Raw genomic sequence first — 26043 nt, forward strand, 5'->3', positions numbered from 1 at the left:
CATGCCGAAGCGACGCAAGTTCATGCCGGAGTTCAAGGCCCGCGTGGCACTCGCCCTGCTGGCCGGGGAACACACGCAGGCCGAGGTCTGCAAGTCACACCACGTCCTGCCCCAGCAGGTCAAGCGCAGGCGAGAAGAGCTTGAGGCGAACGCCCACTTAGCCTTCGGCGGGGGCGAGGAGCAGGAGCAACTCAAGGGCCGCATCGCCGAGTTGGAGCGCATGGTCGGCCGCCTGACCATGCAAGTGGAGATCCTGGGAAAAGCCTCGACGCTTCTGGATGCCCCCCCGGCCCGCCGAAGGGAGGTGGCCGGCATGATGCGCCAAAGCTATCCCCTCGCCCCGATCTGCAAGGCCCTCGGCTTGAGCCGCTCGAGCTTCTACTACCAGCCGAAGCCCTGCGCGAGAAATGGGATAGGGCGGATGTGGCCGAGAAACGGCAGATCCTCGAAATCCTCAGTTTGAACTGGACGCTGGACGGCGTAAGTCTGGTGCCAGAAATGAGAAAGCCCTTCGACGTGATAGCCGAAGGGCTTGTTGTCCAGACTGGTCGGGGCGGAGGGATTCGAACCCTCGACCTCTAGCCCCCCATGCTAGCGCGCTATCCAGGCTGCGCCACGCCCCGACTTGCCCAGCATCTTACCCGGCCCCCGGCGGCCGGTCAACGGCGGATGGCCGGGAATCCGGCCGAAGGGGTCATTCGCCGACGATCTGCACGAATACCTCGCGCTCGCGCGCGCGCACGTCAAAGTCGAAGAAGACGATCTGCTGCCACGTGCCCAGCATGAGCCGCTTGTCGCGGAACGGGATCGTGACCGACGGGCCGATCAGGCTCGCACGGACGTGGCTGTGCCCGTTCTTGTCGTGCCAGCGCTCCTCGTGGTGGTAGTAGTGCTCGCGGGGGGCGATCTTCTCGAACATCTCCTCCATGTCCTTGACGAGCCCGGGCTCGAATTCCATGGTCGTGAGCGCCCCGGTCGATCCGGGCACGAACACCGTCAGGATGCCGTCCGAGACGGCGCTGCTGGTGAGGATGTCACTGACGTCGTTGGTGATGTCGACGACGTCCATCTCCGCTTCGGTGCTGAAGACGAATGTCCGAGTTTCGATCATGGCCTTGGCTCCCGCACCGCGAAGTGCGTGGTATGAATTCGGGTCCGCCAGGGCTATGATACCGTATCGGGCATGATGCTGGCAAAGCGAAAACACGTCGTCCGGTCCGGCCATGGGTGAGGGGTCAGCAGAGGCTGAGGCGATGCGCCGGGAGATGGTACGGGCGCAGATCGCCGCGCGCGGGGTGCGCGAGCCGCGCGTCCTCGACGCCATGGCGCGGGTGCCGCGCGAGCTGTTCGTCCCCCCGGCGCAGCGCCGGCATGCCTGCAGCGATCGGGCGCTCGGCATCGGGTGCGGGCAGACGATCTCGCAGCCCTACATGGTGGCGTTGATGACCGAGGCGCTGCATCTGGGCGGCGCGGAGCGCGTGCTGGAGGTGGGCACGGGCTCGGGCTACCAGACGGCGGTGCTGGCGGAGCTGGCGGCCCATGTCTACACGGTCGAGCGGGTGGAGGACCTTGCGGAGCCGGCGGGGGCCCTGCTGGTCGAGGCGCTGGGCTACCGGAACATCTCGCTGCGGGTCGGCGACGGGACGCTCGGGTGGCCGGAGGAGGCGCCGTTCGACCGGATCATCGTCACGGCGGCCGCGCCGCATCGTCCCGACAGGCTTCTCACTCAACTGGCCCCGGGCGGGGAGGCCGTCGTGCCGGTGGGGGCGGGCCACTGGCAGGTGCTGACGCACTACGTGCGGTCGCCGGAGGGGAGGATCACGGGGCAGGCGCTCTGCGAGTGCGTGTTCGTGAAGCTGATCGGCGCGGACGGCTGGTAGGCGCCTTCAGGGCCGGCGGGCCAGAAGGTCGCGGTAGAGCGCCTCGGTGGCGTGGACCATTGTGTCGATCGAGAAGCGTCCGGCGAACCGCCGCCGGCCCTCGCGGGCCATGCGCAGCGCCTGCTCGGGATGCTCGACGGCCTCGAGCAGGGCGTCCGCGAGGCCCTGTACCGATTCCGGCTCCACGAGCCGGCCCGTGATTCCGTCCAGGATGACCTCGGGGGCGCCGTCCAGCGCGAAGGCGACCACGGGTTTCTCGCACAGCAGCCCCTGGACGAGCACGCGCGGCAGGCCTTCGCGCAAGGACGCGTGCACGAGCACGTCCATGGCGCTGATCGTGGCGGGGACCTCTTCGGGCGACACGAGGCCGGCGAAACTGACGCGGTGGGCGACGCCGAGCTGCCCGGCCAGGCGCGCCAGCTCGATGCGCAGGGGGCCGTCGCCGACGAACAGGCAGCGTGCCTGGGGACAGCGTGCCAGCACGGCGGGCAGTGCGCGGATGACGAACTCATGGCCCTTCAGGTCGAACAGGCGCGCGACCTTGCCGATGACCACGTCCGCGGGCGCGATGCCGAGGCGCCGGCGGGCGGCGGCCCGCAAGGGGGCGGCCCGAAGGTGGGACGCGACGTCGAGGCCGCTGTAGATGAGGGAGTAGCCGCCACGCGGTCGGATGCCGGCCCGGACGGCCTGGTCCTGCATGGCGCGGGCGACGCAGACGATGTGGTCGGTCACGCGGGCGGCCTGGCGCTCGGCCCGGATGTAGGCGGCATTGAGCGCGCGGGGGGCGTAGCGGTGGAAGGGCAGGCCCTCGATGGTGTGGACGATGACGGGCACGTTGGCAGCGCGGGCGGCGAAACGCCCGAGGATGCCGGCCTTGGAGCTGTGCGTCTGGACGATGGCGGGACCGAACCAGCGGAGCAGGCGGACCAGTTCGACGAAGGCGCGGGCGTCGCGCAGCGGGGCGATGGGGCGGCGCAGGGCGGGCACGACGGCGCAGGGGATGCCGAGGCGGCGGACCGTGCTGAGGAGTTCGCCCTCCGGGCCGATCGGCGGGCCGGTGATGAGGAGCACGTCCCAGCCGCGCTGCTGCAGTCCGTGGCAGGTGTGCAGGGTATTCTCCTGCGCTCCGCCCAGGATCATCCGCGTGATCACGTGGCAGACACGGACGGGCGGAGTTCCCATGGATGTCATGGCCGGGGAGGGGCGGACATCAGCCGTCGAACTTGCGGAACAGCAGCGAGGCGTTGTGTCCTCCGAAGCCGAAGGAGTTGTTCAGCACGACGCTGAGGGGCCGTTCCTGGGGCGTCTTGGGGACGAAGTTGAGCCCACAGCATTCCGGATCGGGATCGTCCAGGTTGATGGTGGGCGGACAGACGCCGTCCTGCATCGCCCAGATGCAGATGGCGCTCTCGAGGGCGCCGGAGGCGCCGAGCAGGTGTCCGACCACGCTCTTGGACGAGCTGACGGCCAGCTTGTAGGCATGGCTTCCGAACAGGGCACAGATGGCCTTGGCCTCGACGTCGTCTCCGGCGGGGGTGCTGGTGCCGTGGGCGTTGATGTAATCGACGTCCTCGGGGTGGAGGCCGGCGTCGGCGAGGGCGTTGCGCATGGCGCGCACGGCGCCGCGGCCCTCGGGATCGGGCAGGGTGACGTGGTAGGCGTCGGTGCTGGCACCGTAGCCGGAGAGTTCGGCGAGGATATGGGCGCCGCGTGCGCGGGCGTGTTCGAGGCTTTCGAGCACGAGGCAGGCGGCGCCTTCGGCCATGACGAAGCCGTCCCGGTTGACGTCGAAGGGGCGGCTGGCGGCCTGGGGGTCGTCGTTGCGGGTGGAGAGTGCCTTGGACTGCTGGAAGCCGCTGAGGCCCATCGGGGTGACGGCCGCCTCGGCCCCCCCGCTGATGACGACGTCGGCCCGGCCGTGGCGCACGCAGGACATGGCCTCGCCGATGGCGTGGGAGGCGGAGGCACAGGCGCTGGAGACGGACATGCTGGGTCCGTAGAGCCCCATGCGCATGGCCACCTGGCCGGGGGCGGCGTTGGTCATCAGTTTGGGGATCATCAGGGGGCTGGTGCGGCCCGGTCCGCTCTTGAGGAGGCGGCCGTGCTGCTCCTCGATCTCGTGGAGCCCTCCGATGCCCGTTCCGAGCATGACGCCGACCCGTTCGTGATCGACCCGGTCGAGATCGAGCCCGGACTCGGCGACGGCGGTCTGGGCGGTGGCAACGGCAAACTGGACGAAGCGGTCAAGGCGGCCCAGTTCGCGCTTGGTGAAGTGGGCCAGCGGATCGAAATCCCTTACCTCGGCGGCGATGTGGACGTCGAACGCCGAGGTGTCGAACGAGGTGATCCGGCCGACCCCGCTGCGACCTTCGCGGATGGCGGGCCATGCCGCTTCTCTGCTGCTGCCCACGGGCGAGATCACGCCCAGACCGGTGACGACGACGCGTCGGAGGTTCATTGGCTGGACTGGCTCTTCTCGATGTACGCGATGGCCTGGCCGACGGTCTCGATGGCCTGGGCATCTTCGTCGCTGATACTGAGGTCGAAGGCTTCCTCGAGGTCGATCACCAGCTCGGCCATGTCGAGGGAGTCGGACTGAAGGTCGTTGACGAAATGCGTCTCCGACGTAATCTGGTCCGGTTCGACACCCATCCTCTCAGCGACGAGGCTGACGACCTTCTCCTTAACGCTTTCGGACACTGCACGTCCTCCTGATTCTGATGTTGTCCCGCCGAGCCCCGGAGGCCGGGGCAGACCAGAACACGGGGCGCGGGCATCCACCGTGCGTGGCATTGTAACCGCAGACTCACTGCTGCCGCAAGAGGCCCCGACGGGTGCTGCCGGGGCCGCGCCGCTACATGACCAGCCCGCCGTCGACGGGGATGACCTCGCCCGTCAGGTAGCCGGCGTCCGGCCCCGCCAGGAAGAACACGACGCCGGCGACGTCCTCGGGCTGCCCGAAGCGACCGAGCGGGACCCTCTGCAGGGACGCCTGCTGGGCCTCTTCGGTCATCTTGTCGGTCATGGGCGTGACGATGAACCCGGGGGCGACGGCGTTGACGGTGACGTTGCGGCGGGCGAGTTCCCGCGCGGCGGTCTTCGTCAGGCCGATGACGCCGGCCTTGCTGGCCGAGTAGTTCGCCTGGCCGGCGTTGCCGCTGATGCCCACGGTGCTGGCGATGTTGATGATCCGGCCGCTGCGTTGTTTCGACATGATGCGCGCGGCGGCCTTGATGCCGTTGAAGACGCCGGTCAGGTTGATGGCGATCACGCTGTCCCACTCCTCGGGCGGCATGCGCACGAGCAGGTTGTCGCGCGTGATTCCCGCGTTGTTCACGAGGATGTCGACGGAGCCGAACGCCTCGGCGGCGGCGTTGACGGCGTCCTGGAACTGGTCGAGCTTCGAGACGTCGGCCTGGAGGGCTTTGAACTGCACGCCCTTCTCACGGATCAGCCGGCCGGTCTCCTCCAGGGAGTCCATGGCGACGTCGATGCCGGCGATGTTCGCTCCGCCGTCGGCCAGTCTGAGACAGATGGCGCGGCCGATGCCGCGCGACGCGCCGGTGACGACGGCGGTCTGCCCTTCGAGCGGTCTCACGGTGTCTCCTCCCATGCTTTCATCAGGTGGATGCGGCCTGTGCGCAGGCCCGTACGTCTTCCAGTCCGTTGACGGTGCGGCAGACGGCCTCGGTCGAGGTCCTCTTGAGCAGTCCCTGCAGGACGCGTCCCGGGCCGATCTCGTAGAAGTCTCGCATGCCCCTCTCGAGAAGCCAGTGCATGCAGGCGGTCCAGCGGACGGGGCTGGTGACCTGCCTCACGAGCAGGTCGCGGATCTCGTCCGGCCCGGCCACGGCCCGCGCCGTCACGTTGGCGACGACGGGCCAGCGGGGGGAGCGGATCTCCACCGTGTCCAGGTCGGCGGCCAGCCGGTCGGCGGCCGGCTGCATCATGGGCGTGTGGAAGGCGCCGGCGACCTGCAGTCGGATGGTGCGGCGGGCGCCCATGGCGGCGCAGGCGCGCGCGGCGGCCTCGGCGGCCGGCTCTTCGCCGCTGATCACGAGCTGGCCCGGGGAGTTGTAGTTGGCCGGCCAGACGCCCGCGCCGGTCTCCTCGCGCGCGCGTGCGCACGCCTGCTCCACCCGGGCGTCGTCCAGCCCGATGACCGAGTGCATGGCCCCTGGGCGGGCGTCGCAGGCCTCCTGCATGTAGCGGCCACGCCTCAGGACCAGGCGCACGGCGTCGGCGAAGGAGATGGCGTCGGCGGCGACCAGCGCGCTGTACTCGCCGAGGCTGAGCCCGCCGCCGGCGGCCGGATGCAGGGGCGCCCCGGCGGCCTCGGCCAGCGCGCGCAGGGCGGCGATGCTGACGGTCAGGATGGCCGGCTGGGCGACGTCGCTGCGCGAGAGCGTCTCGAGCGGGCCGTCGAAGCAGAGGGCGGCGATGTCGACCCCGGTCGCCCGTTCGGCTGCGTCGAAGACTTGCCGTGCGGCGGCGGATCCTTCGGCGAGGTCGCGGCCCATGCCGACGACCTGGGCTCCCTGGCCCGGAAACAGCAGTCCCATGGCTTTCATCGGCGTGCCCTCCGGCCCCTGGGTATCGGGATGGCGTCTCAGTAGCGCAGGAGCACGGACCCCCAGGTGATGCCGCCGCCGAAGGCGAGCAGCAGCACGAGATCGCCGCGTTCGATCTCGCCGGCGGCGGCCGCCTCGGCCATGGCCAGCGGGATGGAGGCGGCGGACGTGTTGCCCACTCGGTCGATGTTCATGTGGGCCTTGGACATGTCGATGCCGCTTCGCTCGAAGGCGCTCTTGACGATGCGCACGTTGCTCTGATGCGGGATGACCAGTTTGACGTCGTCGAGGCCGATGCCTGTGGCCTCGGGGATGCGCTGGATGAGTTCGGCGAGCTTGCCGACGGCCAGGCGGAAGACGTCGCGGCCCTTGAGGAACATGTAGTGCTGGCGTGCGTCGACGGTTTCGTGCGATGCGGGCAGGCGCGAGCCGCCGGCGGGGACCATGAGTATCTCGGGCCAGGAGCCGTCGGCGCCCAGTTCCGCGTAGAGGATCTCGCTGCCCTGGGAGGACGGCTGCAGGATTGCCGCACCGGCTCCGTCGCCGAACAGGATGCAGGAGCGGCGGTCTTCGTAGTCGGTGATGCGCGAGAGGGCCTCGGCGCCGATCACCAGGACGTTGCGCACCATGCCGGCCGTGAGGGCGGCGCCTCCCCAGGCGAGGGCGTAGAGGAAGCCGCTGCAGGCGGCCTCCAGGTCGCAGGCCATGGCATGCGTGGCGCCGATGGCGGCCTGGACCAGGCAGGCGGTGGCGGGGAAGAGGTGGTCGGGGGAGCAGGTCGCCACGAGGATGGCGTCCAGGTCGGCGGCGTTCATGCCCGCCTGCTGGAGTGCCTGTTCGGCGGCGACGATGGCCAGGTCGCTGGTGGCCTGCTCCGGGGCGAGCAGGCGGCGTTCGCGGATGCCCGTGCGGGGGAAGATCCACTCGTCGGTGGTCTCGACCATCTCGCTCAGGTCGGCGTTGCTCAGGACGCGCTCGGGCAGACAGGCGCCCAGAGAGGTGATCTCAACGGGCAGAGGCTTGGGGGTCTGCATTGTCTTTCACCGGGTCCGGGGGTCGCAAAGCGTTGGCGGTCCAGCTCAGGCACGCAGGCCACGGGCGGCTGCGTCCTTGCGGACGGCGCTCTCGATATGGTCGTTGACGCGGTGCTTGGCGAACAGCCGCGCTTCTCGGATGGCGTTCTGGATTGCGCGGGCGTCGGACGTGCCGTGCGTGACGATCGTGATGCCGTTGACGCCCAGCAGGGGGGCGCCGCCGTATTCGGTGTAGTCGGCACAGTGCCGCAGGTGAGAGAACAGGCCGCGGCACAACAGGAAGCCGAGCTTGTAGCGCAGGCTGTGCCCGACCTGCTCGCGGAGCCAGCCGATCACCTTCATGGTGAGGCTCTCGCCGAGCTTCAGCATGATGTTGCCGATGAAGCCGTCGCAGACGACGATGTCGCATTCGCCGGTGAACAGCCTGGCGGGTTCGGCGTGGCCGACGAAGTTCAGCTCGGCGCTGGCCAGAAGTTCGTACGCCTGCTTGACGAGTTCGTTGCCCTTGGTGCGTTCCTCGCCGACGTTCAGCAGGGCAACGCGCGGGCTGGGGATCCCGAGGACCTCGCGGGAGAACACGCTGGCCATGATGGCGTGCTGCAGCAGGTGCATGGGGCGCGAATCGACGTTGGCGCCGACGTCGATGGCCACCACCGTGCTGTCGATGACCTTCATGGCGGCGGCGATGCCTGGCCGTTGCACGCCGCGGAGCCGTCCCAGCTTCAGCAGGCTGGCGGCGGCGACGGCCCCGGTGTTGCCGGCGCTTACGAAGGCGTCGGCCTCGCCGCCGGCGACCATCTCGAGCCCGACGACGATCGAGGACCTCTTCTTCTTGCGCAGGGCGCGCACGGGGGCATCGTTCATGTCGATCTGCTCGGGCGCGTCGACGCAGCGGAGGTTGGCGGGATGGCCGATCCCGTCGAGATCCCGCTCCATCTCGTCCCGTGCGCCGCAGACGATCAGGTCGATGTCCGGGTACATGCGCGCAGCGTTGGCGGCGCCCGTCAGGCGTTCGTGCAGGGGCGCGTCACCGCCGAGGGCGTCCAGAACGATGCGGGCGCCGTCCGTTGACTCGGGCGGTTGTTCGCGCAGAGGCTCGGCGGCGCCCTCCGGGGATGCGGTCCGGTCTTGGGCCGGCGCGTTCATGCGGGAGGCCACGTGGGCTATCGCTCCACCTCGACGAAGGGACGGCCGCGGTAGTAGCCGCAGTTCGGGCAGACCGCGTGCGGTGTCTTCGGTTGGTTGCAGTTGGTGCAGAAGAACCTCTTCGAACGGCTTCCTTCGGCGCGCGTCCTGGTCGCGCTGGGCAGGTTCGGGATGCTCAGTGCGTCGTGCGTGCGGCGCTTGCGCTTGCGTTCCTTGCTGGTGCGTCTCTTTGGTACGGCCACGCTTCGAGTCCTCTTCCAGAGGGAGTACGGAAGGGCTGGCGTCCTGCCTACGGTCGGATGCCGCAGAAGCCCGCACCACCACAACCCAAGATGCGCAACTCGGCCGAAGTGCGGCACCGCCCTGCAGCGCTGGGGATTGTACCCCGACCAGGCGCCACATGTCAACCGGAAACGGCGGGCGCCGACCTGACCGGACGGGCGCACGGCCGGGCACGGCAGGCGCACACGCCCGCGGCGGCCGGGGTGGTTGGGCAAAAAGTCCGGAGAGTTCTACTTGACGCACTATGGCAGCTACAGATACCATGGATCGCATGGTGAGTGTCGGTGACCCCACCGACTGAGGGGGATTGATGCCCGGTCGTTTCGTCCGGCCACTGTCCCTGGATTCCTAAGTGCCAGTAGGAAGATGCCATGCCAGCGAAGGGGACGGGCTCCGCATGGAGCAAGGAGAAGATTGTCGGCTGCATTCAGGAGTTGCGCAAGAAGGGGGCAGACCTCTCGTACAACTCGATGGCGCGTCGCGAGCAGGGGCTCCTGGCCGCCGCCAACTACCACTTCGGCAGTTGGGGCAAGGCCGTGGACGCCGCCGGGGTCGACTACGCCCGCGAGGTGCGACGGATCCCCAAATGGTCCCAGGAGGCCATCATCGAGGCGATCCAGGCTGCGCATGCACAGGGCGCCGACCTGTGCTGGACCAGCGTGACGCGCGATAAGCGCTACTCCGCCCTGGCGTACGCGGCCATCCGCGAAAACCAGTTCGGGAGCTGGGATGCCGCCCTGGACGCCGCCGGGCTGGACGCCTCCCAGGTGCGTCGCTACAAGGCATGGAGCGAGGAGAGGATCGTCAAGGGGATCCGCGAGAGGCGGAAGAAGCGCCAGGCCCTCAACTCCAAGGCGATGCAGGAAGAGGACTCCAAGCTGTTCAACGCGGCCCTGAACTACTTCGGGAGCTGGGACAAGGCCCTGATCGCGGCCGGCGTGGCCCCCAAGGACGTCTACCGGCGTCGGCGCTGGAGCCCCGAGATCATCAAGGGGGAGATCCGCGGCCTCCAGCGCGAGGGCGAGGACCTGGCGGCGCCGAACATGCGCCGGAACCACTCGGCCCTCTACAGCGCGGCCTGCAAGTACTTCGGCACGTGGACGGCCGCCCGGGAGGCGTGCGGCATCCGGAAGAACTACCACAGGAAGAAGTAACCCGGGGCCTCACCGCCACACGATGCGCGTCAGTGCCTCCGCCTGGAGGGCGTCGGTCAGCTCCCGGACGACCTGCTCGGCTTCGTCCGGGCGCGTGCGGCGCAGTTCCAGCGTGTAGGTGGTGCCCTGCGGCTTCCAGTCGAGGTCGTACTCCAGCAGCTCCCAGCCGCGCGTGTGCAGGACCTGCCGGATCCGTGCGATCTGGTCGCCGCTGTGCCCGAAGTGCAGCCGGAGCCGGGCGTAACGGTCCCGCACGACCATGCCGCGCTCCCAGGCCGCCAGAGTGCGTTGGGCGAACAGCGCCACCAGGAACGTGACGACGGCCCCGAAGACGTAGCCGCACCCGAGCGAGAGCCCGATGGCGGCGGTCACCCAGATGGTGGCCGCCGTCGTCAGGCCGCGGATCCGGCGTCCCATCGTGATGATGGCCCCCGCCCCCAGGAAGCCGATGCCGCTGAGGACCTGTGCCGCCATGCGGCCGGGGTCCGCGCGCACGAGGCCCTCCGAGCCGTAGCCCGCCGCGAGACGGGGCATCTGCAGCGACACCAGCATCGCCAGCGTGCAGCCGATGCAGAGCAGGAGGTGGGTGCGCAGGCCGGCCGCGCGGCCGTGCCGCTCCCTCTCCAGGCCGATCAGACCGCCCAGGACGGCCGCCAGGAGTATCCGGAACACGGGGTCGAAACCTATGGGGCCCACCGTCTCGCGCAGAAACGGGGCGATCGACGCGATCCAGTCCATGGCATGCCTCCTTATCGGGTGACCGGGCCGGCAGTGCCCTGTCGGGGGCACATCCTGCCATTATAGGGTGCCGGCCGCCTCACCCCGCAATGCCGGCCGCGCGGCCGTGCCGCCGTTCTTTGCCCCGGCCGGAGCCATCTGGTAGAATCCGCAATGGTCTGCGTGCCGGTGTGTGGAGCTTGCGTGGGCGTGTCTGCAGCCAAGGGATATTATGCCATGAGGACCGCTCTCTGGGCCGTGGTGTTTTCCGCCGGCGTCGGCTTCGTTCTGGCCGTCTCCATGCGCGTCCCGCCCGCCCCCGGCGGGCCGGTCGAGCCGGCCCCTGCGGAGCGAGTGGAAGCCGATGCGGCCTCCGCCGAGGCGGAGGCCTCCGCCCAGGCGGAGGGCGCCGCCCAGGCGGAGGGCGCCGCGGGAGCGGCGGCTGCATGGACGCGGTTCGCCGCGCCGGCCCGGATCATGGTGAGGGCCGAGGACGTGGTGGAGCTGTGCGGACGGATGGTGCTGGCGGGCGACGTCCCGAAGTACGTCTGGTGTGAGGACGAGGACGAGGACGAGGAAGAGGGCGCCTCGGAGCAGGCGTGCGATCTGGCGGCGTCGGCCCGGGACCTTGCCGTCTTCACGTTCGACGTGGAGGAAGCGGGCACATACTACCCGTGGGCGCGGGTCTGGTGGCAGGACTCGTGCGGGAACTCCGTCGTGATCGGCATCCAGCCGGAGGGCGGCGCTGCGGCCGAGTACGTCGTGCAGGAGGGCGCGAACCGCTGGTGGCTCTGGCTGCCGGTGGCGGGGGCGGACGGGGTGCAGTTGCCGCGCGGCACGTGCCGATTGGTGGTGAAGAACCGAGAGGATGGGGCCCGGGTCAGCCGCGTGCTGTTCGCGGGGCGCCGCTACGAGGCCTACAAACCGGAGACGCCCGAGGGTTGAGCGCACGCGATGAATGACTCGGCCGCGACCCGGCGCCCAGAGCAGACCAGCCAGGACCGCCACCTGCGCGTCCTTGCGTGGCTCCTGCTCCTGCTCGTGGCCGTTCACTTCGGCTCCTCGCTCCTGCTGCGACCGCCCCGCGCCGAGCGCCTGCGGCTGGCCGCTTTCCGCGACGCCATGGGGGCGATCGGCGACCTGTACGTGGAGGAGGTCGACCGGGACACCCTCTACCAGGGGGCGATGCGCGGGATGGTGGCCGCCCTGTCGGACCGATACAGCGCCTACCTGACGCCGGAGCAGAGGGCGCGCCTGAATGAGGACACGGAGGGGAAGTACGCCGGCATCGGCATCATGCTGTTCCCGGCCGACGGACGCGCGATCGTCGAGGATGTGTTTCCGGACGGCCCGGCGGCGGCCGCGGGCCTCCAGGCCGGCGACTCGATCGTGCGGATCGACGGCCGGCCCGTGGCGGACCTGCGGCCGGACCAGATACTGGACATGATCCGCGGGCGGGTGGGCACGTCGGTGGAACTCACACTCGTGCGCCCGCCGCAGGACGAGCCGCTCGCCCTGACGCTGACCCGCGACAACATCGCCGTCCCCAGCGTGAAGTCTGAGGTGCTGGCGGACAACGTCGGCCTGCTGCGCATCACCTCCTTCAGCCAGAGCAGCGCCGCCGGCACCCGGGCCGCGCTGGAGGACCTGCAGAAACGCGGCATCGTGGGCCTGGTCCTGGACCTGCGCGGCAACGCCGGCGGGCTGGTGGGCCAGGCGACGGCCGTCTGCGACATGTTCGTCGAGAGCGGCCTGCTGTTGGCCCAGGAGGGCCGGGGCGGCCGGCGGGAGCCGAACGTCCTGGCGACCCCGGGCACCGTTCTGCCCGGCGTCGTGCCCGTGGTCGTGCTCGTGGACGAGGGCACGGCCAGCGCGGCGGAGATCGTCGCGGGGGCGCTGCAGGCACACGGCCGGGCCACGGTGGTCGGCACCGGCACGGTCGGCAAGGGCGCCGTCAACACCGTGATCCGCCTGCCGGACGGTGCAGGCCTGGTGCTCACGGTGACGCGCTACATGCTGGCCGGCGGCCGCGCGGTCGACGGCGTGGGGATCACACCGGACGTCCTGGTGGGGGAGATGCCCGCGCTCCCGGAGGGTCTGGAGGCTGCGCAGGTGCGGGCGTGGGTGATCGAACACCGCAAGAGCGCGCGGGAGGCCCAGATGCGGAAGGCCCTGGAGGTCATCGGCGCGAAGGCGGCCGAGCAGAGGTAAGCCATGCAGCCGACCCGCACGAAGATCGTCGCCACCGTCGGGCCGGCGTCGTCCTCGCCGGAGGCCATCGCCGCGCTGATCGCCGCGGGGGTGGACGTGTTCCGGCTGAACTTCTCGCACGGCACGCGCGAGACGCACGGCCGGGCCATCGAGGTGATCCGGACGGCCGCCGAGCGGGCCGGCCAGCCCGTCGGCATCCTGCAGGACCTGCAGGGGCCGCGGATCCGCACGGGGCTCCTGCGGGGCCATGAGCCCGTCGAACTCCGCGCGGGCGATGAGGTCGTGCTCAGGCCGGGGGACTTCAAGGGCGACGCACGCACGATCGCCGTCAGTTACGAGGGGCTGGCCCGGGACCTGAACCCGGGCGACTCCGTGCTGCTGAGCGACGGCCTGCTGGAGCTTCGGGTCCTGGAGGCGGACGAGGTCCGGGCCCGCTGCAGGGTCGTCCTGGGCGGCCTGCTGGGTGAGCGCAAGGGCATCAACCTGCCGGGCGTGCGCCTGGGCATCTCGGCGCCGACCGAGAAGGACCTGGAGGACCTGCGTTTCGGCCTGGAGCGGGGCGTCGACTACGTGGCGTTGAGCTTCGTGGAGAGCGGCGACGACGTGGCGCGGCTGAGGCGCGAGATGACGGCGTGCGGCGCGCCCGACGTCCCGGTCATCGCCAAGATCGAGCGCCCGCAGGGCGTCGAGAACCTGGAGGGCATCCTGGACGTGGCCGGCGGCGTCATGGTGGCCCGCGGCGACCTGGGCATCGAGATCCCCGCCGAAGCGGTGCCGGCCGTGCAGAAGCAGATCATCCGCGCGGCCAATCGGCGCGGCCGGCCGGTCATCACGGCCACGCAGATGCTCGAGTCCATGATCAGTGCGCCGCGCCCGACGAGGGCGGAGGCGTCCGACGTGGCCAACGCCATCCTGGACGGCACCGACGCAGTGATGCTCAGCGGGGAGACGTCCATGGGGCGCTATCCGGTGGAGTCGGTGCGGATGATGGAGCGCATCGCGTGCCACACCGAGCGGCTTCGGCGCGAGCGGCCCGACGCCGCGCCGGACTTCATCACGACGAGGCATACGGAGTTCGCGCTGGCCGGGGCGGCCTGCCTGATCGCCGATCAACTCGGGGCGGCGGGCATCGTGCCCTTCACGACCTCCGGGGCCACGGCCTGCTTCGTGTCGCAGCGGCGTCCGGCGGCGCCGATCTACGCGTTGACTCCCGAACCGGCCGTCTACAACCGTATGACCCTCCTGTGGGGCGTGCGGCCGGTGATGCTGGAGCGGTTCGACAACACCGACGAGATGGTGCAGCGGGGCGAGGAGCGCCTGCGGGAACTCGGCCTGGTCAGCGCCGGCGAGAGGGTCGTCTACATCGCCGGGGCGCGCACGAACACCCCCGGCGGCACCGACATGCTGAAGATCCATCGTTTCGAGTAGGTCCGGCGGAGGAACGCGATGCGGCGGCGGACGGCCATGCGGGGGGCGGCGGTGCTCTGCGCGGGCGCGCTGCTGGCCCTATGGGCGTCGGCGTGCTCGAACAACCCCTACGAACGGCCCGGCCACAGGAAGGTCTGGTACACCGTCATCGGCGAGGACCCGCACGGCCTCGATCCCGTGCGCGCCGGCGACACCCTTTCCGGCGGCATCATCGCGCAGATCTACGACTGCCTGTATGAGTACCACTACCTGAAGCGCCCCTACGAACTCGTGCCCTGCCTGGCCGAGACGATGCCGCAGGTCTCCGAGGACGGTCTCGTCTACACCATCCCGCTGAAGCGGGGTGTCCGCTTCCACGACGATCCGTGCTTCCCGGGCGGCAAGGGGCGGGAGGTCGTCGCCGAGGACGTCGTCTACGCGATCAAACGGCTGGCGGACAAGAACAACCAGCCGCGGGGCTGGTGGCTGCTGGAGGGCAAGGTGGTGGGGCTGGACGCCTTCCACGAGGAGTCCCTGGAGGCGGACGAGCGGGCGATGGACTACGGCCGGCCGGTGGAGGGCCTGCGCGCGATCGACAGCCACTCCCTGGAGATCCGCCTGACCGAGCCCTACCCCCAGCTCAAGTACGCCCTGGGCATGACCTACACCGCTCCGGTCGCGCGGGAGGCGGTCGAGTTCTACGGCGAGGACTTCGTGAACCATCCCGTCGGCACCGGCGCCTTCCGGCTCAAGGAGTGGAGCAAGCGCTGGCGGCTGATCCTGGAGCGCAACCCGACCTATCGCCAGGACGACTACCCGCACGAGGGCGAGCCGGGCGACCGCGAGGCCGGCCTGCTGGATGCCGCCGGCACGCGACTGCCGATCGTCGACGAGGTCCACTACACCATCGTGCGCGAGTCGCAGCCCATGTGGCTCTACTTCAAGCAGGGCTACCGCGACACCTCCGGGGTGAGCAAGGACAACTTCGCCGAGGCGGTCACGACGGCCCGCACGCTGACGCCGGGCTTCGTGCGCAAAGGGGTGCGGCTGATCAAGACCTCGGAGATGGACGTCTACTACGTCGGCTTCAACATGAAGGACCCCGTCGTCGGCGCCAACAAGGCGCTGCGGCAGGCCATGAGCCTGGCGTACGATACGGAGTGGCGCATCGAGCACATGATGAACGGGCGGGCCATCTCGGCGCAGAGCCCCATCCCGCCCGGCATGTTCGGCTACGACCCCGAGTTCCGGAATCCCTACAAGGGCCCCGACGCGGAGGCCGCTGCGCGGAAGCTGACGGAGGCGGGCTTCCCGGGCGGGACCGGGCCGGACGGCCGCCCGCTGCAGGTCTCCTATGACATCGGCTCGGCAGACCCCGCGGCCCGACAGAACGCTCTGGCGTTCGCCGAGGACATGGCGAGGATCGGCATCAGGGTGGAGATCATCACCAACACCTGGAGCGAGTTCCTGGACAAGCTCCAGAACGGCCGCACGCAGGTCTTCAATGTCGGATGGGTCCTGGACTATCCCGATCCGGAGAACTTCCTGCAACTGCTCTACGGCCCCAACAAGGCGCCGGGGCCGAACGGAACCAGCTACGACAACCCCGAGTTCAACGAGCTGTTCGACCGGATGAAGACCATGCATGACGGCCCCGAGCGGTACGCCCTGGTGCGCCGGATGGTCGAGATCGTCTGCGAGGACGCCCCCTGGGTTCCGAGCGTGCACGCCCTCAGCTACATCCTGGTGCACCAGTGGGTGCGCAACTACAAGCCGCACGGCATGACCGGGAGCTTCCTGAAGTACGTGGACGTCGACGTGAGCCTGCGCGATCGGCTGCGTCTGGAATGGAACCGGCCCGGGGCGGGGGAGGGCCTATGACGGCCTACGTCATCCGGCGGCTGCTCTACACCATCCCGCTGGTGCTGGGGGTGTGCCTGTTCACGTTCGTCCTGTTCGAGTGGATCGTGCCGCCGGAGGTGCGCGCGGCGCAGGCGATCGGCCGGCATGCCACCGCCGAGGCGATTCAGAAGGAGATCCGCAAGCGGGGATGGGACAAGGGGCTCGTCTGGAACGCCCGGGCCGAAGGGGTCCAGCGCCTGACCGACACGCGTTTCGCCCGCCACATGTCCCGACTGCTCCTGTTCCGCTTCGGGCGCACGGAGAAGACCCACGAGGACATCGGGCAGGCGATCCTGCGGGGGATGGTGCCGTCGCTGACGCTCACCCTGCCGATCTTCGTGCTCGGCCTGTTCACGGGCCTGTGCCTGTCGCTGGGCGTCGCCTACGTCCGGGGGACGGTTCTGGACCTGGCGGGCGTGGTGGTCTGCGTGGCCTTCATGTCGGTCTCCATCCTGGTGTACATCATCGTCGGCCAGCTCCTCCTGGCGCAGTACTTGCGGTTCTTCCCGATCTACGGCTTCGCGCGCGGGTTCGGCGTGTTGCGTTTCCTGCTCCTGCCCGTGCTGATCGGCGTCGTGAAGGGCCTGGGCGACGACGTGCGGTTCTACCGCACCATCCTGCTGGAGGAGATGACCCGCGACTACGTGCGCACCGCGCGCGCCAAGGGCCTGACGGAGACCGCCGTGCTGTTCCGGCACGTGCTGAAGAACGCGATGATCCCGGTGCTCACCCGCACGGTGATCGCGATCCCGTTCCTGTTCCTGGGGTCGCTGCTGCTGGAGAGCTTCTTCGGAATCCCGGGGCTGGGCAGCATGACCGTGGAGGCGGTGAACAACGGCGACACCGACGTGATGGCCGCCATGGTCTACATCGGCGCGCTGCTCTTCGCCTTCGGCAACCTGTTGACGGACATCAGCTACACGATCGCCGACCCTCGCATCCGACTGCAATGAGCACCGAGACCCGGAACGACGTCCCTGCGGCCCGCTCCCTCTACGCCGAGGCGTGGAGGACGCTGCGGCGCAGGCGGGTGGCGATGATCTGCCTGGGCGTCATCGCCGCCTATGTGTTCATCGGCCTGCTGGACATGGTGCCGGTCAAGCGCGAGAGCGCGCCCGGCGGGCGGATGGTCAGCCTGGCCGAATGGGCGATGCACGCGGTGATCGGCCCGGCCGATCGGGACAGGAGCTACGTGCCGCCCCTGACGGGGCGCCACCTGCTGGGCACCGACATCATGGGGCGCGACGTCCTGTTCAAGGCCGTGCGCGGGGTGCGCACGGCGCTGATCCTCGGCGGGCTCACGGCCCTGATCGCCATCCCCCTCGGCCTGTTCTTCGGTGTGCTGGCGGGCTACTTCGGCAGGTGGGTGGACGACCTGATCGTCTACGTCTACTCCACGCTGGCGTGCATCCCGGGCATCCTGCTGCTGATCGCGCTGATGCTGGTCATGGGCAAGGGGCTGGTGCAGCTCTGCATCGCCATGGGCGTGACGAGTTGGGTGGGGCTGTGCCGGCTCGTCCGAGGAGAGACGATGAAGCTGCGGGAGGCCGACTACGTGCTGGCCGCCCGGGCCGTGGGTGCGTCGGCTCCGCGCATCATCGTGCGCCACATCGTGCCCAACGTGCTCCACATCGTGGTGATTACGTTCACCCTGGGGTTCAGCGGCATCGTCATGTCGGAGGCCGTGCTGAGCTACATCGGGATCGGTGTGGAGGCGACGACCGTGTCGTGGGGGACGATGATTGCGGAGGCACGGATGGAGGTCTCGCGCGAACCCAGCGTCTGGTGGCATCTGGCGGGCGGCGCCGGGGCGCTGTTCGTCCTGGTCCTGGCTCTGAACGTGTTCGGCGACGCCCTGCGCGACGCCCTGGATCCCAAGCTCAGGACGCAGTGAGATGAGCGCAACCGAGCGGCCGACAGTCCTGGAGGTGAGCGACCTGCGGACGGAGTTCCGCACCGAGAACGGCATCGCCAGGGCCGTCGATGGCGTCAGCTTCCGGATCGGCCGCGGCGAGACGTTCTGCCTGGTCGGCGAGAGCGGCTGCGGAAAGTCCGTCACCGCGCTGTCCATCCTGCGGCTTGTGCCGTCCCCGCCGGGCAGGATCACCTCGGGCCGGGTGCTCTTCGGCGGGCGCGATCTGCGCGGCCTGTCCGAGCGCCGGATGCGCCGCGTGCGCGGGGCGGGCATCGGCATGATCTTCCAGGAGCCGATGACGGCGTTGAACCCCGTGTTCACCGTCGGCAACCAGGTCGCCGAGGCCGTGCGCGCCCATGCCGACGTGAGCCGCAGCGAGGCCCGCCGCCGCGCGCTGGACCTGATGGAGCGCGTCTACATCCGCGACGCGGCCCGCCGCTACGACGACTACCCCCACCAGATGTCCGGGGGGATGCTCCAGCGCGTGATGATCGCCATGGCGCTGGTGGGCAGGCCGGACCTGCTGATCGCCGACGAACCCACCACGGCGCTCGACGTGACCGTGCAGGCGCGCATCCTGGACCTGCTGCGCGAACTGCGCGACGAGATGGGCATGGCCGTGCTGCTGATCACACACGACATGGGCGTGGTCGCGGAGGTTGCCGACACGGTGGCCGTCATGTACGCCGGGCGGATTGTGGAGACGGCCGACGTCCGCAGCGTGTTCCGCACCCCCCGGCATCCCTACCTGGTGAGCCTGCTGCGTTCGCTGCCCCGGCGCGGAGGGCGCGGCGGACGGCTGGCCGTGATCCCGGGGCACGTGCCGGACCCGCGCCGGTTCCCGCCGGGGTGCCGCTTCCATCCGCGCTGTTTCATGGCGGCTCCCGCGTGCGCGGACAGCGAGCCGGAACTGCGCGGCGTCGGCAGGGGGCACCGGGCCGCCTGCCTGCGGCTGCCGGGCTACTGGGCCGACGGGGCACCGCCCGACCCCGCGCTGATCGCCACCGACGCCGAGAGGATGGGCCATGCCTGAAAGTGATGTCCTCCTGAGCGTGTGCGATCTGAAGAAGCACTTCCCCGTGCGCGGGGGGCTGCTGGGGCGGACCGTCGGCCACGTGCGCGCGGTGGACGGCGTGTCGTTCCAGGTCCGGCGCGGCCGCACGCTGGGCCTGGTGGGCGAGAGCGGCTGCGGAAAGACGACCACGGGGCGCACGCTCCTGCGGCTGCTGGAGCCGACCGCGGGCAAGGTGGTCTTCGACGGCCTCCCGGTCCACTCCGCCTCCGGCCGGCGCCTGCGCGCCCTGCGGCGCCGGATGCAGATCATCTTCCAGGACCCGTACAGCTCCCTGGACCCGCGCATGACCGTGCAGGCGATCGTCGGCGAGCCGCTGGCCGTGCACGGCATCGCCACGGGCTCGGCCCGCGGCAGGAAGGTGGAGGAACTGCTCGAGCGCGTCGGCCTCTCGGCCGCCCACGTGAACCACTACCCGCACGAGTTCTCGGGCGGCCAGCGCCAGCGCATCGGCATCGCCAGAGCCCTGGCGCTCGACCCCGACTTCATCGTGTGCGACGAACCGGTCTCCGCACTGGATGTGTCCATCCAGGCGCAGATCATCAACCTGCTCGAGGACCTCCAGCAGGAGAGGGGGCTCTCCTACCTGTTCATCGCGCACGACCTGGCGGTGGTGGAGCACATCTCGGACGACGTGGCGGTGATGTACATGGGGACGATCCTCGAGACGGCCCCCCGCGACGTGCTGTACGACGAGGCGCTGCACCCCTATACCCGGCTTCTGCTTTCGGCGATCCCGCGGCCCGATCCGGATGCCCGCCGCGAGGCCCGGCCGCCGGAGGATCCGGCCCTGGAGACGCCCGAGGGGGGATGTCCGTTCCGGCCGCGCTGTCCGCTGGCCACAGAGGAATGCGCAGCGGCGATGCCGGCGCTGCGCGAGGTCGCCCCCGGGCATTTCGTGCGTTGCGTGCGGTGCGGGGACGCCCCGAGAGCCTGAGCGCGGCCACGGGGGCGTGCCGTTCCGCCGGAAAGGGCGCATGGGACGCGCAACGGTGCGGGGGCCGGATCGTCAGGGGATCCGTGAACGGTTGCGTCGGCCGGGGCCTCTCAGCCGCCCGTGGCTTCCAGGGCGAGCCCGAGGCGCTGAACCTCCGTGAGCCAGCGGTCCAGCCGCGCCTGGCGCATGTCCAGCAGGCTGATGTTCTTCAGGGCGACCGGGATGCCGCTGATGCGCGAGAGGACCTCGCCCATGTCCCCGGCGACGGCGGGCGTCTCCTCGCGGTAGGCCCGGTCAAACAGGGGGCTCAGGAACATCATGCCGACCTCGCGGCCGGTGTCGTGGCGGATCTGCGCCTGGATGATGCGCAGTTGTGCGGTCTTGTCGAGGGGGGCCGTGACCTCGGCCAGGGTCGCCACCGCGTCCTGGATGATGCGTTTGCGCTCCAGCGGGTCGTTGAGCATCGTGCGCGCCTTCGGGGACACGGTGGCGGGCACGGCGTCGGGGTCGGAGAGCTGGCTCAGCAGGGCGGCACGGAAGAAGCGGACCGGCTCGGCCGCCTCGTCGGTGGGCGCCTCCACATAGTGCTGCAGGGCGCCTTCGAGGCCGCTGAGGGCGTAGTCGACGTGGCGCCGGTCCGTCTGGGTCGCCAGCCGCGCCAACCATTGCCAGCGCCACTGCTCAATCTGCGTCACGAGGTCGGCGTCGTCCGGCACGCCCCGGGGCGGGAACGGCACGCCGGAGAGGTCGGCCAGGAGGTTCCTGAGGTCGGGCGTCACGGTGGTGCCTGCGGCCATGGCTTCGAGGGTCGCGTCGATCGCGCCCAGGGGGCGCTGCTGCTGGAGGGCGCTGACGGCGGCCTCCCTGGCGGCCGCGTTCTGGCTGTGCAGCGCCATGTAGGCGTTCAACTGCCACGGGCGAACGCCGGGCGCCGGCAGGGCGTCGGGGTTGCGCGTGAACCAGTCGCTGATGCCGGCCCGCAGTTCGTCCACCGGCAGGCCGTGCGGGCGCGCCAGGGGGATCGTGTTGATCTGGACCAGCGCCACCCCGGGCATGTAGACGCCGACCTCGGGCAGCTCGGAGTGGAGCAGCGCGAGCAGGGCGGCGTTGACCTTCTGCACCTCCGGGGTGCCGGCGTTCGTGCCTTCCCATATCTGGCCCAGGCTTCGGGCGGCGGCCAACGCCATGGGCATGTTGCTCTCGCCCAGAACCTGCACGAGAGTGTCGGTCGCGCGGGCGTCCGCGATCTCGCCCAGCGCGATCACGCAGTTGAGCACGAAATTCGTGTCTTCGGCCGTCTCCCGCCCCGCCACGGCCGTGACGAGCGGGTCGAGCGCCAGCTCCCCGTGTTTGACCACGTCCGCGCGTGCGGCGGCCCGTTCGTACGCGGCCGTCGAGCGAAGGGTGGCAAGCGCCGCGTCCACGTCGGCCGTTGTCGTTGTCTGCTGGCCATACGCCGTCTCAATTGCCGCGCACAGAACAACGCCGAGCACACAGGACACGAGAGTTCCATGTGACCTCATGGGGGGTTCGCTCCAGTCAGAAACAACACGGTGATGTACCCGTACCGGACATTGTCACAGGAGTTTTAACAGAGCGCATAACCGCAGTCAAGCGTTTTCATCCGGAATTCGGCGTCCGGCAGGGGACCGTTGCGTTCAGCGCTCGCCGCCGCCGACGATACTGTCCGCCCTGTCCGGAACCTCCTCCAGTTCCTTGCCGTAGAATTCGCACCGGCCCCGGCTCCGCTCGCCGTCCTCCGGCGCGAAAAGCCTCCGGCGGAAATGGGGGCAGCCGTAGCAGTCGGGCAGGAACCGGCCGCAGCATCGCGCGGGGCGCCGCCTGGCGGCCGGAGGCGCCGCGTCCGGCCAGGGGGCGTCGTCCTGCACCGCGGCCCGGGCCGGCACCGCCAGACTGAGCAGGCAGCCCACTCCGGGCAGCAGCGCGCCCACGAACCACCAGGCGACGGGGCTGCGGCCCTTGCGCCCGGCCACGAACGCGCTGAAGAACCCGCACAGCGCGGAGGTGACGATCAGGTAGTCCATGGTCGTCCGTCCTTCCCTCCATACCGGCGTCCATCATAGGGTGCGGCCCCCGCCTCATGCAACCTCCCCCCCCCCGGCGCCCCGGGCGCCCGGCCTGGAAAGCGGGACGGCGTTGGGGTATCTTCCCGGAGCCGCCTCCGTGGGCCGCCGGCGGGCGGCCCTGCGCGGTCTCAGACGGTCTTGCTGGAAGGGGACGAGGTGGGACTCGGAGACATCGCCGCCTGGCAATGGGTGGGCGCCGTCGTTTCGGCCGTGCTGGTCGGGCTCTCGAAGGCGGGGTTCGGCACGGGAGCCGGCCTGCTGGCGGTGCCCCTCATGACGGTGGCTCTGGGGCCGGAGACGGCCCTGCCGGTCATGCTGCTCGTCCTGATCACCGGGGACGTCTTCTCGCTCCTGCACTATCGGGAGCAGCATGACGGGCGGGCGCTGGCCGGGCTCATCCCGGGGCTGGTCGTGGGGGTCGGGGGGGGATGGCTCGCGCTCGACTGGTTTCTGGCGCTTCCCGGCGGCGAGGTCTGGATGATGCGCGCCATCGGGTGCCTCTCGATCGCGTTCGTGGGCATCCAGTGCCTGCGGGGCCTTCAGGAGCGCCGGCTGGGCACCGAGGCGCCGGCCTACCGCCCCCGGCTGTGGCACGGCGTGGCCGTCGGCGCGGCGGCCGGGGTCTCCTCGACCGTGGCACACGCCGGAGGGCCGCTGATCGCGTTGTTCCTGCTGCCCCAGAAGCTGCCGAAGAAGGTGCTCGTCGGCACGATGATCAAGTACTTCTTCCTGGGCAATCTCGTCAAGCTCCTGCCCTACGCACAGAGCGGTCTGATGACCTCCCGCAACGGGGTGCTGGCGCTGATCCTGGTGCCCGCGGTGGTCGTCGGCACGGTGCTGGGCGTGGTGCTGCACGCCCGGTTCAGCGACCGTGCGTTCCGGGCGATCGTCTACGTTCTGGCGCTGCTGGCCGGGCTGCTCCTGCTGGCCAGGTCGGGCCGTCCGACAGCCCCGCCGGCCCCGTCGGAGGCTCCCCCGGGGCAGGCGTCCGCCGTGGAGGTCGGCGACCCGTTCGACCGAGGCCTGGACGCCTACCGTCGCGCCGACTGGCCGGCGGCCGCAGAGGCGTTCCGGCAGGCGGCGCGCGCGGCCGGCGCACGCCGGGACCCGGCCCTGCTGAACCTGGGGCTGGCCCTCTATCGGGCGGGGCGCCTGGCGGCGGCCGAGGATGTCTTCGGCGGGCTGGGGCAGGCGCCGGACCCGCTGGTGGGCGCGGCCGCTCTGCTGAACGCCGGGAACTGCGCCTACCGCACGGCCCGCTGGGACGAGGCGATGGGCCGGTATGCCCGGGCGGTCGGCGTCTGTGCGGGCGTGTGCGCGCCCGGGCAGCAGCAGGCAGGGCTGCGCGAGGTGCGGGCCCGGGCGGAGCACAACCTGGCCCTCGCGCGCCGACGGGTCACCCATCCTCCTCTGCCCGGACCGGCGGGGGGGACCCCGCAGGCGCACACGGGCCGGGGGGAGGGGGCGGCGCTGCCGGGCGCGGAGGGGGGGCGCGACGTGCGGGACGTCCTGACGGGGTCCGCGGCGGGCTCGGAGCCGGACGGGGCGGAGGGGACGCGGGACCTGAGCGCCGTTCTGGCGGCCGTGGCGCGCCGCGACACGGGGCCGGTGCTGGCCCGCTCGCAGCCGCCGGCCGTGGGCGGCCGGCGCTGGTAGCGCCGCCGGGCGCTCCTCAGCCTTCCAGTGTGCCCCGGGGGCCGGTTGCGAACTGGAACCCGGCGGCGGCCAGCAGCATGACGAGCAGCGCAAGGCCGAGCATGTCCGGATTCTCGGTGAGCCACCCGAAGAACGTGTGCAGGAAGGCGACCTCGTCGCTCAGCAGGTGCGAAAGCAGGCCGAGGACGGCCAGGAGGGCACAGGAGCCGAGCAGTGCGGTGGAGATGATGGCCAGCGGCCGCACCTCGACCATGGCGGCGAATCCCATGAGGAACCCCACGGCGAACAGCACCAGCGCCAGGGTCTGATGCTGGGCGAAGACCTTATGGGTGAAGAAGATGGCCGAGAGCATGAGGAAGGGGGACATGACCACCAGGAAGGCGGCGATGGGCCGGGCGCGCAGGGCGGAGAAGAGGTAGGCGGCCACCCCCAGGCCGGCGCCCACGGCCAGTAGCGTCAGGCGGAACCACGCGGGCCGCGTCTCCCCGGCATACAGGGTCTCGATCAGGCAGAAGGCGATGACCACCCCCGTGGCGAGTCCGAGCACGGGCGCGAACGGGATCAGCAGGGACTTGACGAGCGTCCAGCCGAAGAACATGCACAGGAGGCCCAGAAACGCGCCGATCGCGACCATCAGCCACGCCGTCGTGCGCCGTTCGGTGAACGCCTCCAGGCGGTCGTCGACCTGTGTGGCGAAGCTCCGGACCTTCGTCTCGGCCTTCTGGGCGAGCACCTCGGCCTTTGAGGGGGGGGCCTGTTCCGTCGGCTGGGCACCGGCCGGGCCGGGGTCCGCGCCTGCGGCCAGGGCCGGGCGAACGAACGCGAAGGCCGCCAGTGCGACCACGGCGGCGGCGACCAGGGGGTGTTTCATGGCATAGGGCCTCTGGGAGGACACCGGGCTCCGGGGCGGCGCCGGGCGCTACGGCGGCGCCGGGCGCTACGGCGCCCCTTCCTTCTCAAGCTCTGCCCGCTTGCGCGCGATCAGTTCGTCCAGCGCCCTGGAGAAGTAGTCGTGTTCTTCGCCGACCTTCTTGCCGGCCCTCTGCTGGTAGGTCTTGCGCGCCCGTTCGAGGGGATCGCGCAGGAGTTCCTCGAAGGAGTCCTGCAGGATGCCCTCGCGCACGGCATCCGCGTGGTAGGCCTCGAGGTCCGCCACGAGCACGCGGGCGATCCGCCAGGCGTTCTGGTGGGCGGGGTCGGCGCTGACTTCGGGGGCGCCGTCCGTCTCGTCCAGACCCGCCCCGGCAGAAGCGGGCACCGTTGCGTCGTCATCCTCGTCCGGCGCTGCGGCCCGGGCCACGCCATCGGCGATCGCCCCTTCCACGAGGGCGTGCAGGCGATCGATACGGCGCCCGAGCGTCTCGACCACCTTGGCGATGTCCTTGGCCTGCTGGTTGAGCGCCGCGACGAGCCGCCCCTGCGTCTCCTGGATCTGGCCGAGGAACTCGCCGAGTCTGCGCAGGCGGTCCGCCGCCTCCCGCATCGAGCCCTCCAGGCCCTCGCTGCTGTCGACGTACTCGACCGTGAGCACGGTGGCGGGCACGCGGGCGATGCCCTGTTCGGGGGGGAGGGGGGTCGAGTCGGTCTCGTCCTCCTTCCTAAGGAAGAGCTTCTTGACGAAACGGCCGGTTGCGGCGCCCGGCGGGGTCTGTTCGTCCACCGGTGTCGGCTGCACCTTGTTGTCGGCCATCGCTACCCTCTGTGCTCAAGCCCCGGTGTCACCAAAGAGGAGTAAAAGTGCCCGTGCGCCATGGTACAGAACACCCGCTGAAAAGGCAAGCGGTTTTTGAAGATCGTTCGCCGGGGGCGAGGCGACCGGGGTCGCGGGGTCTGCGTCCCCCGGCAGCCGCCGGCCCGGCGGGAGGCCGGCGGGCGGCCCCCGGGCGGGCGACGGCGGCGGGGGTGGGCCGGCAGGGGTGCCGCAAGTCCTTCCCGCGTCGACACATGCGCAGACGGGCCTGCGGCTCGGTGCTCTGACCTTGACTTTTGGCGCCTGAGGCAGTATTTCATTGCGTGTGTATTGTCCGATCCAACTGAAGCCGGAAGCGGGGGAATGGCTCATTCAAGCAGCC

Annotated in this window: 25 protein-coding genes, 1 tRNA gene and 1 pseudogene; 12 read left to right on the plus strand and 15 right to left on the minus strand. The window is 70.4% G+C overall.

Annotation, left to right across the window (positions count from 1 at the left end; translation table 11 throughout):
- Positions 1-463 (plus strand): transposase (locus tag GXY85_04540; protein NLW50099.1); only part of this gene is annotated, 463 nt, incomplete at its 5' end.
- A gap of 82 nt (positions 464-545) precedes the next feature.
- On the opposite strand, the gene GXY85_04545 is transcribed toward GXY85_04540, so the two are convergent.
- Both GXY85_04545 and GXY85_04550 read right to left on the minus strand, forming a co-directional pair.
- Positions 546-623, minus strand: a tRNA-Pro gene (locus GXY85_04545).
- A 71-nt stretch (positions 624-694) separates the two neighbouring features.
- Positions 695-1111 (minus strand): YjbQ family protein, encoded by a 417-nt coding sequence (locus tag GXY85_04550; protein ID NLW50100.1) that lies wholly within the window; start codon positions 1109-1111, stop codon positions 695-697.
- Positions 1112-1253: 142 nt separating this feature from the next.
- Between GXY85_04550 and GXY85_04555 the strand changes: the two genes are divergently transcribed.
- On the plus strand, positions 1254-1880 hold the full coding sequence (locus GXY85_04555) for a protein-L-isoaspartate(D-aspartate) O-methyltransferase (protein NLW50101.1): 627 nt from the start codon (positions 1254-1256) through the stop codon (positions 1878-1880).
- Between the two features lie 6 nt (positions 1881-1886).
- Here GXY85_04555 and GXY85_04560 read toward each other — a convergent pair whose 3' ends face one another.
- The 8 genes from GXY85_04560 to rpmF all read right to left on the minus strand — a co-directional run bounded on the left by GXY85_04560 (position 1887) and on the right by rpmF (position 8873).
- The gene (locus GXY85_04560) at positions 1887-3062 is read right to left on the minus strand and encodes a glycosyltransferase family 4 protein (GenBank protein ID NLW50102.1); all 1176 of its coding nucleotides are present in this window, start codon (positions 3060-3062) and stop codon (positions 1887-1889) included.
- A 28-nt stretch (positions 3063-3090) separates the two neighbouring features.
- The gene (fabF, locus tag GXY85_04565) at positions 3091-4338 is read right to left on the minus strand and encodes a beta-ketoacyl-ACP synthase II (GenBank protein NLW50103.1); all 1248 of its coding nucleotides are present in this window, start codon (positions 4336-4338) and stop codon (positions 3091-3093) included.
- Positions 4335-4673: an acyl carrier protein gene (gene acpP, locus GXY85_04570; GenBank protein NLW50104.1), complete on the minus strand. Its 339-nt coding sequence runs from the start codon at positions 4671-4673 to the stop codon at positions 4335-4337. Before acpP ends, fabF begins: the two co-directional genes overlap by 4 nt.
- Before the next feature lie 61 nt (positions 4674-4734).
- Positions 4735-5493, minus strand: a complete 759-nt coding sequence (fabG, locus tag GXY85_04575; GenBank protein NLW50105.1) for a 3-oxoacyl-[acyl-carrier-protein] reductase — start codon at positions 5491-5493, stop codon at positions 4735-4737.
- Positions 5494-5500: 7 nt separating this feature from the next.
- The gene (gene fabD / locus GXY85_04580) at positions 5501-6451 is read right to left on the minus strand and encodes an ACP S-malonyltransferase (protein NLW50106.1); all 951 of its coding nucleotides are present in this window, start codon (positions 6449-6451) and stop codon (positions 5501-5503) included.
- A gap of 38 nt (positions 6452-6489) precedes the next feature.
- Positions 6490-7485 carry a ketoacyl-ACP synthase III gene (locus GXY85_04585; protein ID NLW50107.1) on the minus strand — a complete coding sequence of 332 codons (996 nt, stop codon included), beginning with the start codon at positions 7483-7485 and terminating at the stop codon, positions 6490-6492.
- 45 nt (positions 7486-7530) lie between these two features.
- Positions 7531-8643 carry a phosphate acyltransferase PlsX gene (gene plsX, locus GXY85_04590; GenBank protein ID NLW50108.1) on the minus strand — a complete coding sequence of 371 codons (1113 nt, stop codon included), beginning with the start codon at positions 8641-8643 and terminating at the stop codon, positions 7531-7533.
- 5 nt (positions 8644-8648) lie between these two features.
- Entirely contained in the window at positions 8649-8873 is a 225-nt protein-coding gene (gene rpmF / locus GXY85_04595; GenBank protein ID NLW50109.1) for a 50S ribosomal protein L32, read from the minus strand.
- Between the two features lie 411 nt (positions 8874-9284).
- Here rpmF and GXY85_04600 point away from each other — a divergent pair, with 411 nt between their 5' ends.
- Entirely contained in the window at positions 9285-10067 is a 783-nt protein-coding gene (locus tag GXY85_04600) for a hypothetical protein (protein ID NLW50110.1), read from the plus strand.
- Between the two features lie 9 nt (positions 10068-10076).
- On the opposite strand, the gene GXY85_04605 is transcribed toward GXY85_04600, so the two are convergent.
- Complete coding sequence (locus GXY85_04605) at positions 10077-10805, minus strand: MgtC/SapB family protein (GenBank protein NLW50111.1); 729 nt, start codon at positions 10803-10805, stop codon at positions 10077-10079.
- Between the two features lie 318 nt (positions 10806-11123).
- On the opposite strand from GXY85_04605, the pseudogene GXY85_04610 reads away from it, so the two are divergent.
- From GXY85_04610 to GXY85_04645, 8 genes and pseudogenes are all read left to right on the plus strand, one after another.
- Positions 11124-11231 (plus strand): annotated as a pseudogene (locus GXY85_04610) (M23 family peptidase).
- 507 nt (positions 11232-11738) lie between these two features.
- Positions 11739-12995, plus strand: coding sequence for a S41 family peptidase (locus tag GXY85_04615; protein ID NLW50112.1), 1257 nt, complete (start codon positions 11739-11741; stop codon positions 12993-12995).
- Between the two features lie 3 nt (positions 12996-12998).
- On the plus strand, positions 12999-14423 hold the full coding sequence (gene pyk, locus GXY85_04620) for a pyruvate kinase (GenBank protein ID NLW50113.1): 1425 nt from the start codon (positions 12999-13001) through the stop codon (positions 14421-14423).
- Positions 14424-14441: 18 nt separating this feature from the next.
- A complete protein-coding gene (locus tag GXY85_04625) occupies positions 14442-16283 on the plus strand; it encodes an ABC transporter substrate-binding protein (GenBank protein ID NLW50114.1) in 1842 nt (613 codons plus the stop codon).
- Positions 16280-17257 (plus strand): ABC transporter permease, encoded by a 978-nt coding sequence (locus GXY85_04630; GenBank protein ID NLW50115.1) that lies wholly within the window; start codon positions 16280-16282, stop codon positions 17255-17257. Before GXY85_04625 ends, GXY85_04630 begins: the two co-directional genes overlap by 4 nt.
- On the plus strand, positions 17254-18198 hold the full coding sequence (locus GXY85_04635) for an ABC transporter permease (protein NLW50116.1): 945 nt from the start codon (positions 17254-17256) through the stop codon (positions 18196-18198). The genes GXY85_04630 and GXY85_04635 overlap by 4 nt, the downstream gene beginning before the upstream one ends.
- A gap of 1 nt (position 18199) precedes the next feature.
- Positions 18200-19252, plus strand: a complete 1053-nt coding sequence (locus GXY85_04640) for an ABC transporter ATP-binding protein (GenBank protein NLW50117.1) — start codon at positions 18200-18202, stop codon at positions 19250-19252.
- Entirely contained in the window at positions 19245-20228 is a 984-nt protein-coding gene (locus GXY85_04645) for an ABC transporter ATP-binding protein (protein NLW50118.1), read from the plus strand. The genes GXY85_04640 and GXY85_04645 overlap by 8 nt, the downstream gene beginning before the upstream one ends.
- A 110-nt stretch (positions 20229-20338) precedes the next feature.
- Here GXY85_04645 and GXY85_04650 read toward each other — a convergent pair whose 3' ends face one another.
- Both GXY85_04650 and GXY85_04655 read right to left on the minus strand, forming a co-directional pair.
- Positions 20339-21652: a hypothetical protein gene (locus GXY85_04650; protein ID NLW50119.1), complete on the minus strand. Its 1314-nt coding sequence runs from the start codon at positions 21650-21652 to the stop codon at positions 20339-20341.
- A gap of 234 nt (positions 21653-21886) precedes the next feature.
- On the minus strand, positions 21887-22273 hold the full coding sequence (locus GXY85_04655) for a hypothetical protein (GenBank protein ID NLW50120.1): 387 nt from the start codon (positions 22271-22273) through the stop codon (positions 21887-21889).
- A 198-nt stretch (positions 22274-22471) separates the two neighbouring features.
- Between GXY85_04655 and GXY85_04660 the strand changes: the two genes are divergently transcribed.
- A complete protein-coding gene (locus GXY85_04660) occupies positions 22472-23971 on the plus strand; it encodes a TSUP family transporter (GenBank protein ID NLW50121.1) in 1500 nt (499 codons plus the stop codon).
- A 16-nt stretch (positions 23972-23987) separates the two neighbouring features.
- On the opposite strand, the gene GXY85_04665 is transcribed toward GXY85_04660, so the two are convergent.
- A complete protein-coding gene (locus GXY85_04665; GenBank protein NLW50122.1) occupies positions 23988-24842 on the minus strand; it encodes a hypothetical protein in 855 nt (284 codons plus the stop codon).
- Positions 24843-24908: 66 nt separating this feature from the next.
- The gene (locus tag GXY85_04670; GenBank protein NLW50123.1) at positions 24909-25661 is read right to left on the minus strand and encodes a hypothetical protein; all 753 of its coding nucleotides are present in this window, start codon (positions 25659-25661) and stop codon (positions 24909-24911) included.
- Positions 25662-26043: the final 382 nt, after the last annotated feature.

This window comes from Candidatus Brocadiaceae bacterium (genome assembly GCA_012728835.1).
Classification (GTDB): Bacteria; Planctomycetota; Brocadiia; order SM23-32; family SM23-32; genus JAAYEJ01.

Coding starts and splice junctions, on each gene's coding strand:
- GXY85_04550 (NLW50100.1), bottom strand. CDS start 1,111: ATGATCGAAACTCGGACATTCGTCTTCAGCACCGAAGCGGAGATGGAC.
- GXY85_04555 (NLW50101.1), top strand. CDS start 1,254: ATGCGCCGGGAGATGGTACGGGCGCAGATCGCCGCGCGCGGGGTGCGC.
- GXY85_04560 (NLW50102.1), bottom strand. CDS start 3,062: ATGGGAACTCCGCCCGTCCGTGTCTGCCACGTGATCACGCGGATGATC.
- fabF (NLW50103.1), bottom strand. CDS start 4,338: ATGAACCTCCGACGCGTCGTCGTCACCGGTCTGGGCGTGATCTCGCCC.
- acpP (NLW50104.1), bottom strand. CDS start 4,673: ATGCCACGCACGGTGGATGCCCGCGCCCCGTGTTCTGGTCTGCCCCGG.
- fabG (NLW50105.1), bottom strand. CDS start 5,493: ATGGGAGGAGACACCGTGAGACCGCTCGAAGGGCAGACCGCCGTCGTC.
- fabD (NLW50106.1), bottom strand. CDS start 6,451: ATGAAAGCCATGGGACTGCTGTTTCCGGGCCAGGGAGCCCAGGTCGTC.
- GXY85_04585 (NLW50107.1), bottom strand. CDS start 7,485: ATGCAGACCCCCAAGCCTCTGCCCGTTGAGATCACCTCTCTGGGCGCC.
- GXY85_04600 (NLW50110.1), top strand. CDS start 9,285: ATGCCAGCGAAGGGGACGGGCTCCGCATGGAGCAAGGAGAAGATTGTC.
- GXY85_04605 (NLW50111.1), bottom strand. CDS start 10,805: ATGGACTGGATCGCGTCGATCGCCCCGTTTCTGCGCGAGACGGTGGGC.
- GXY85_04615 (NLW50112.1), top strand. CDS start 11,739: ATGAATGACTCGGCCGCGACCCGGCGCCCAGAGCAGACCAGCCAGGAC.
- pyk (NLW50113.1), top strand. CDS start 12,999: ATGCAGCCGACCCGCACGAAGATCGTCGCCACCGTCGGGCCGGCGTCG.
- GXY85_04625 (NLW50114.1), top strand. CDS start 14,442: ATGCGGCGGCGGACGGCCATGCGGGGGGCGGCGGTGCTCTGCGCGGGC.
- GXY85_04630 (NLW50115.1), top strand. CDS start 16,280: ATGACGGCCTACGTCATCCGGCGGCTGCTCTACACCATCCCGCTGGTG.
- GXY85_04635 (NLW50116.1), top strand. CDS start 17,254: ATGAGCACCGAGACCCGGAACGACGTCCCTGCGGCCCGCTCCCTCTAC.
- GXY85_04640 (NLW50117.1), top strand. CDS start 18,200: ATGAGCGCAACCGAGCGGCCGACAGTCCTGGAGGTGAGCGACCTGCGG.
- GXY85_04645 (NLW50118.1), top strand. CDS start 19,245: ATGCCTGAAAGTGATGTCCTCCTGAGCGTGTGCGATCTGAAGAAGCAC.
- GXY85_04655 (NLW50120.1), bottom strand. CDS start 22,273: ATGGACTACCTGATCGTCACCTCCGCGCTGTGCGGGTTCTTCAGCGCG.
- GXY85_04665 (NLW50122.1), bottom strand. CDS start 24,842: ATGAAACACCCCCTGGTCGCCGCCGCCGTGGTCGCACTGGCGGCCTTC.
- GXY85_04670 (NLW50123.1), bottom strand. CDS start 25,661: ATGGCCGACAACAAGGTGCAGCCGACACCGGTGGACGAACAGACCCCG.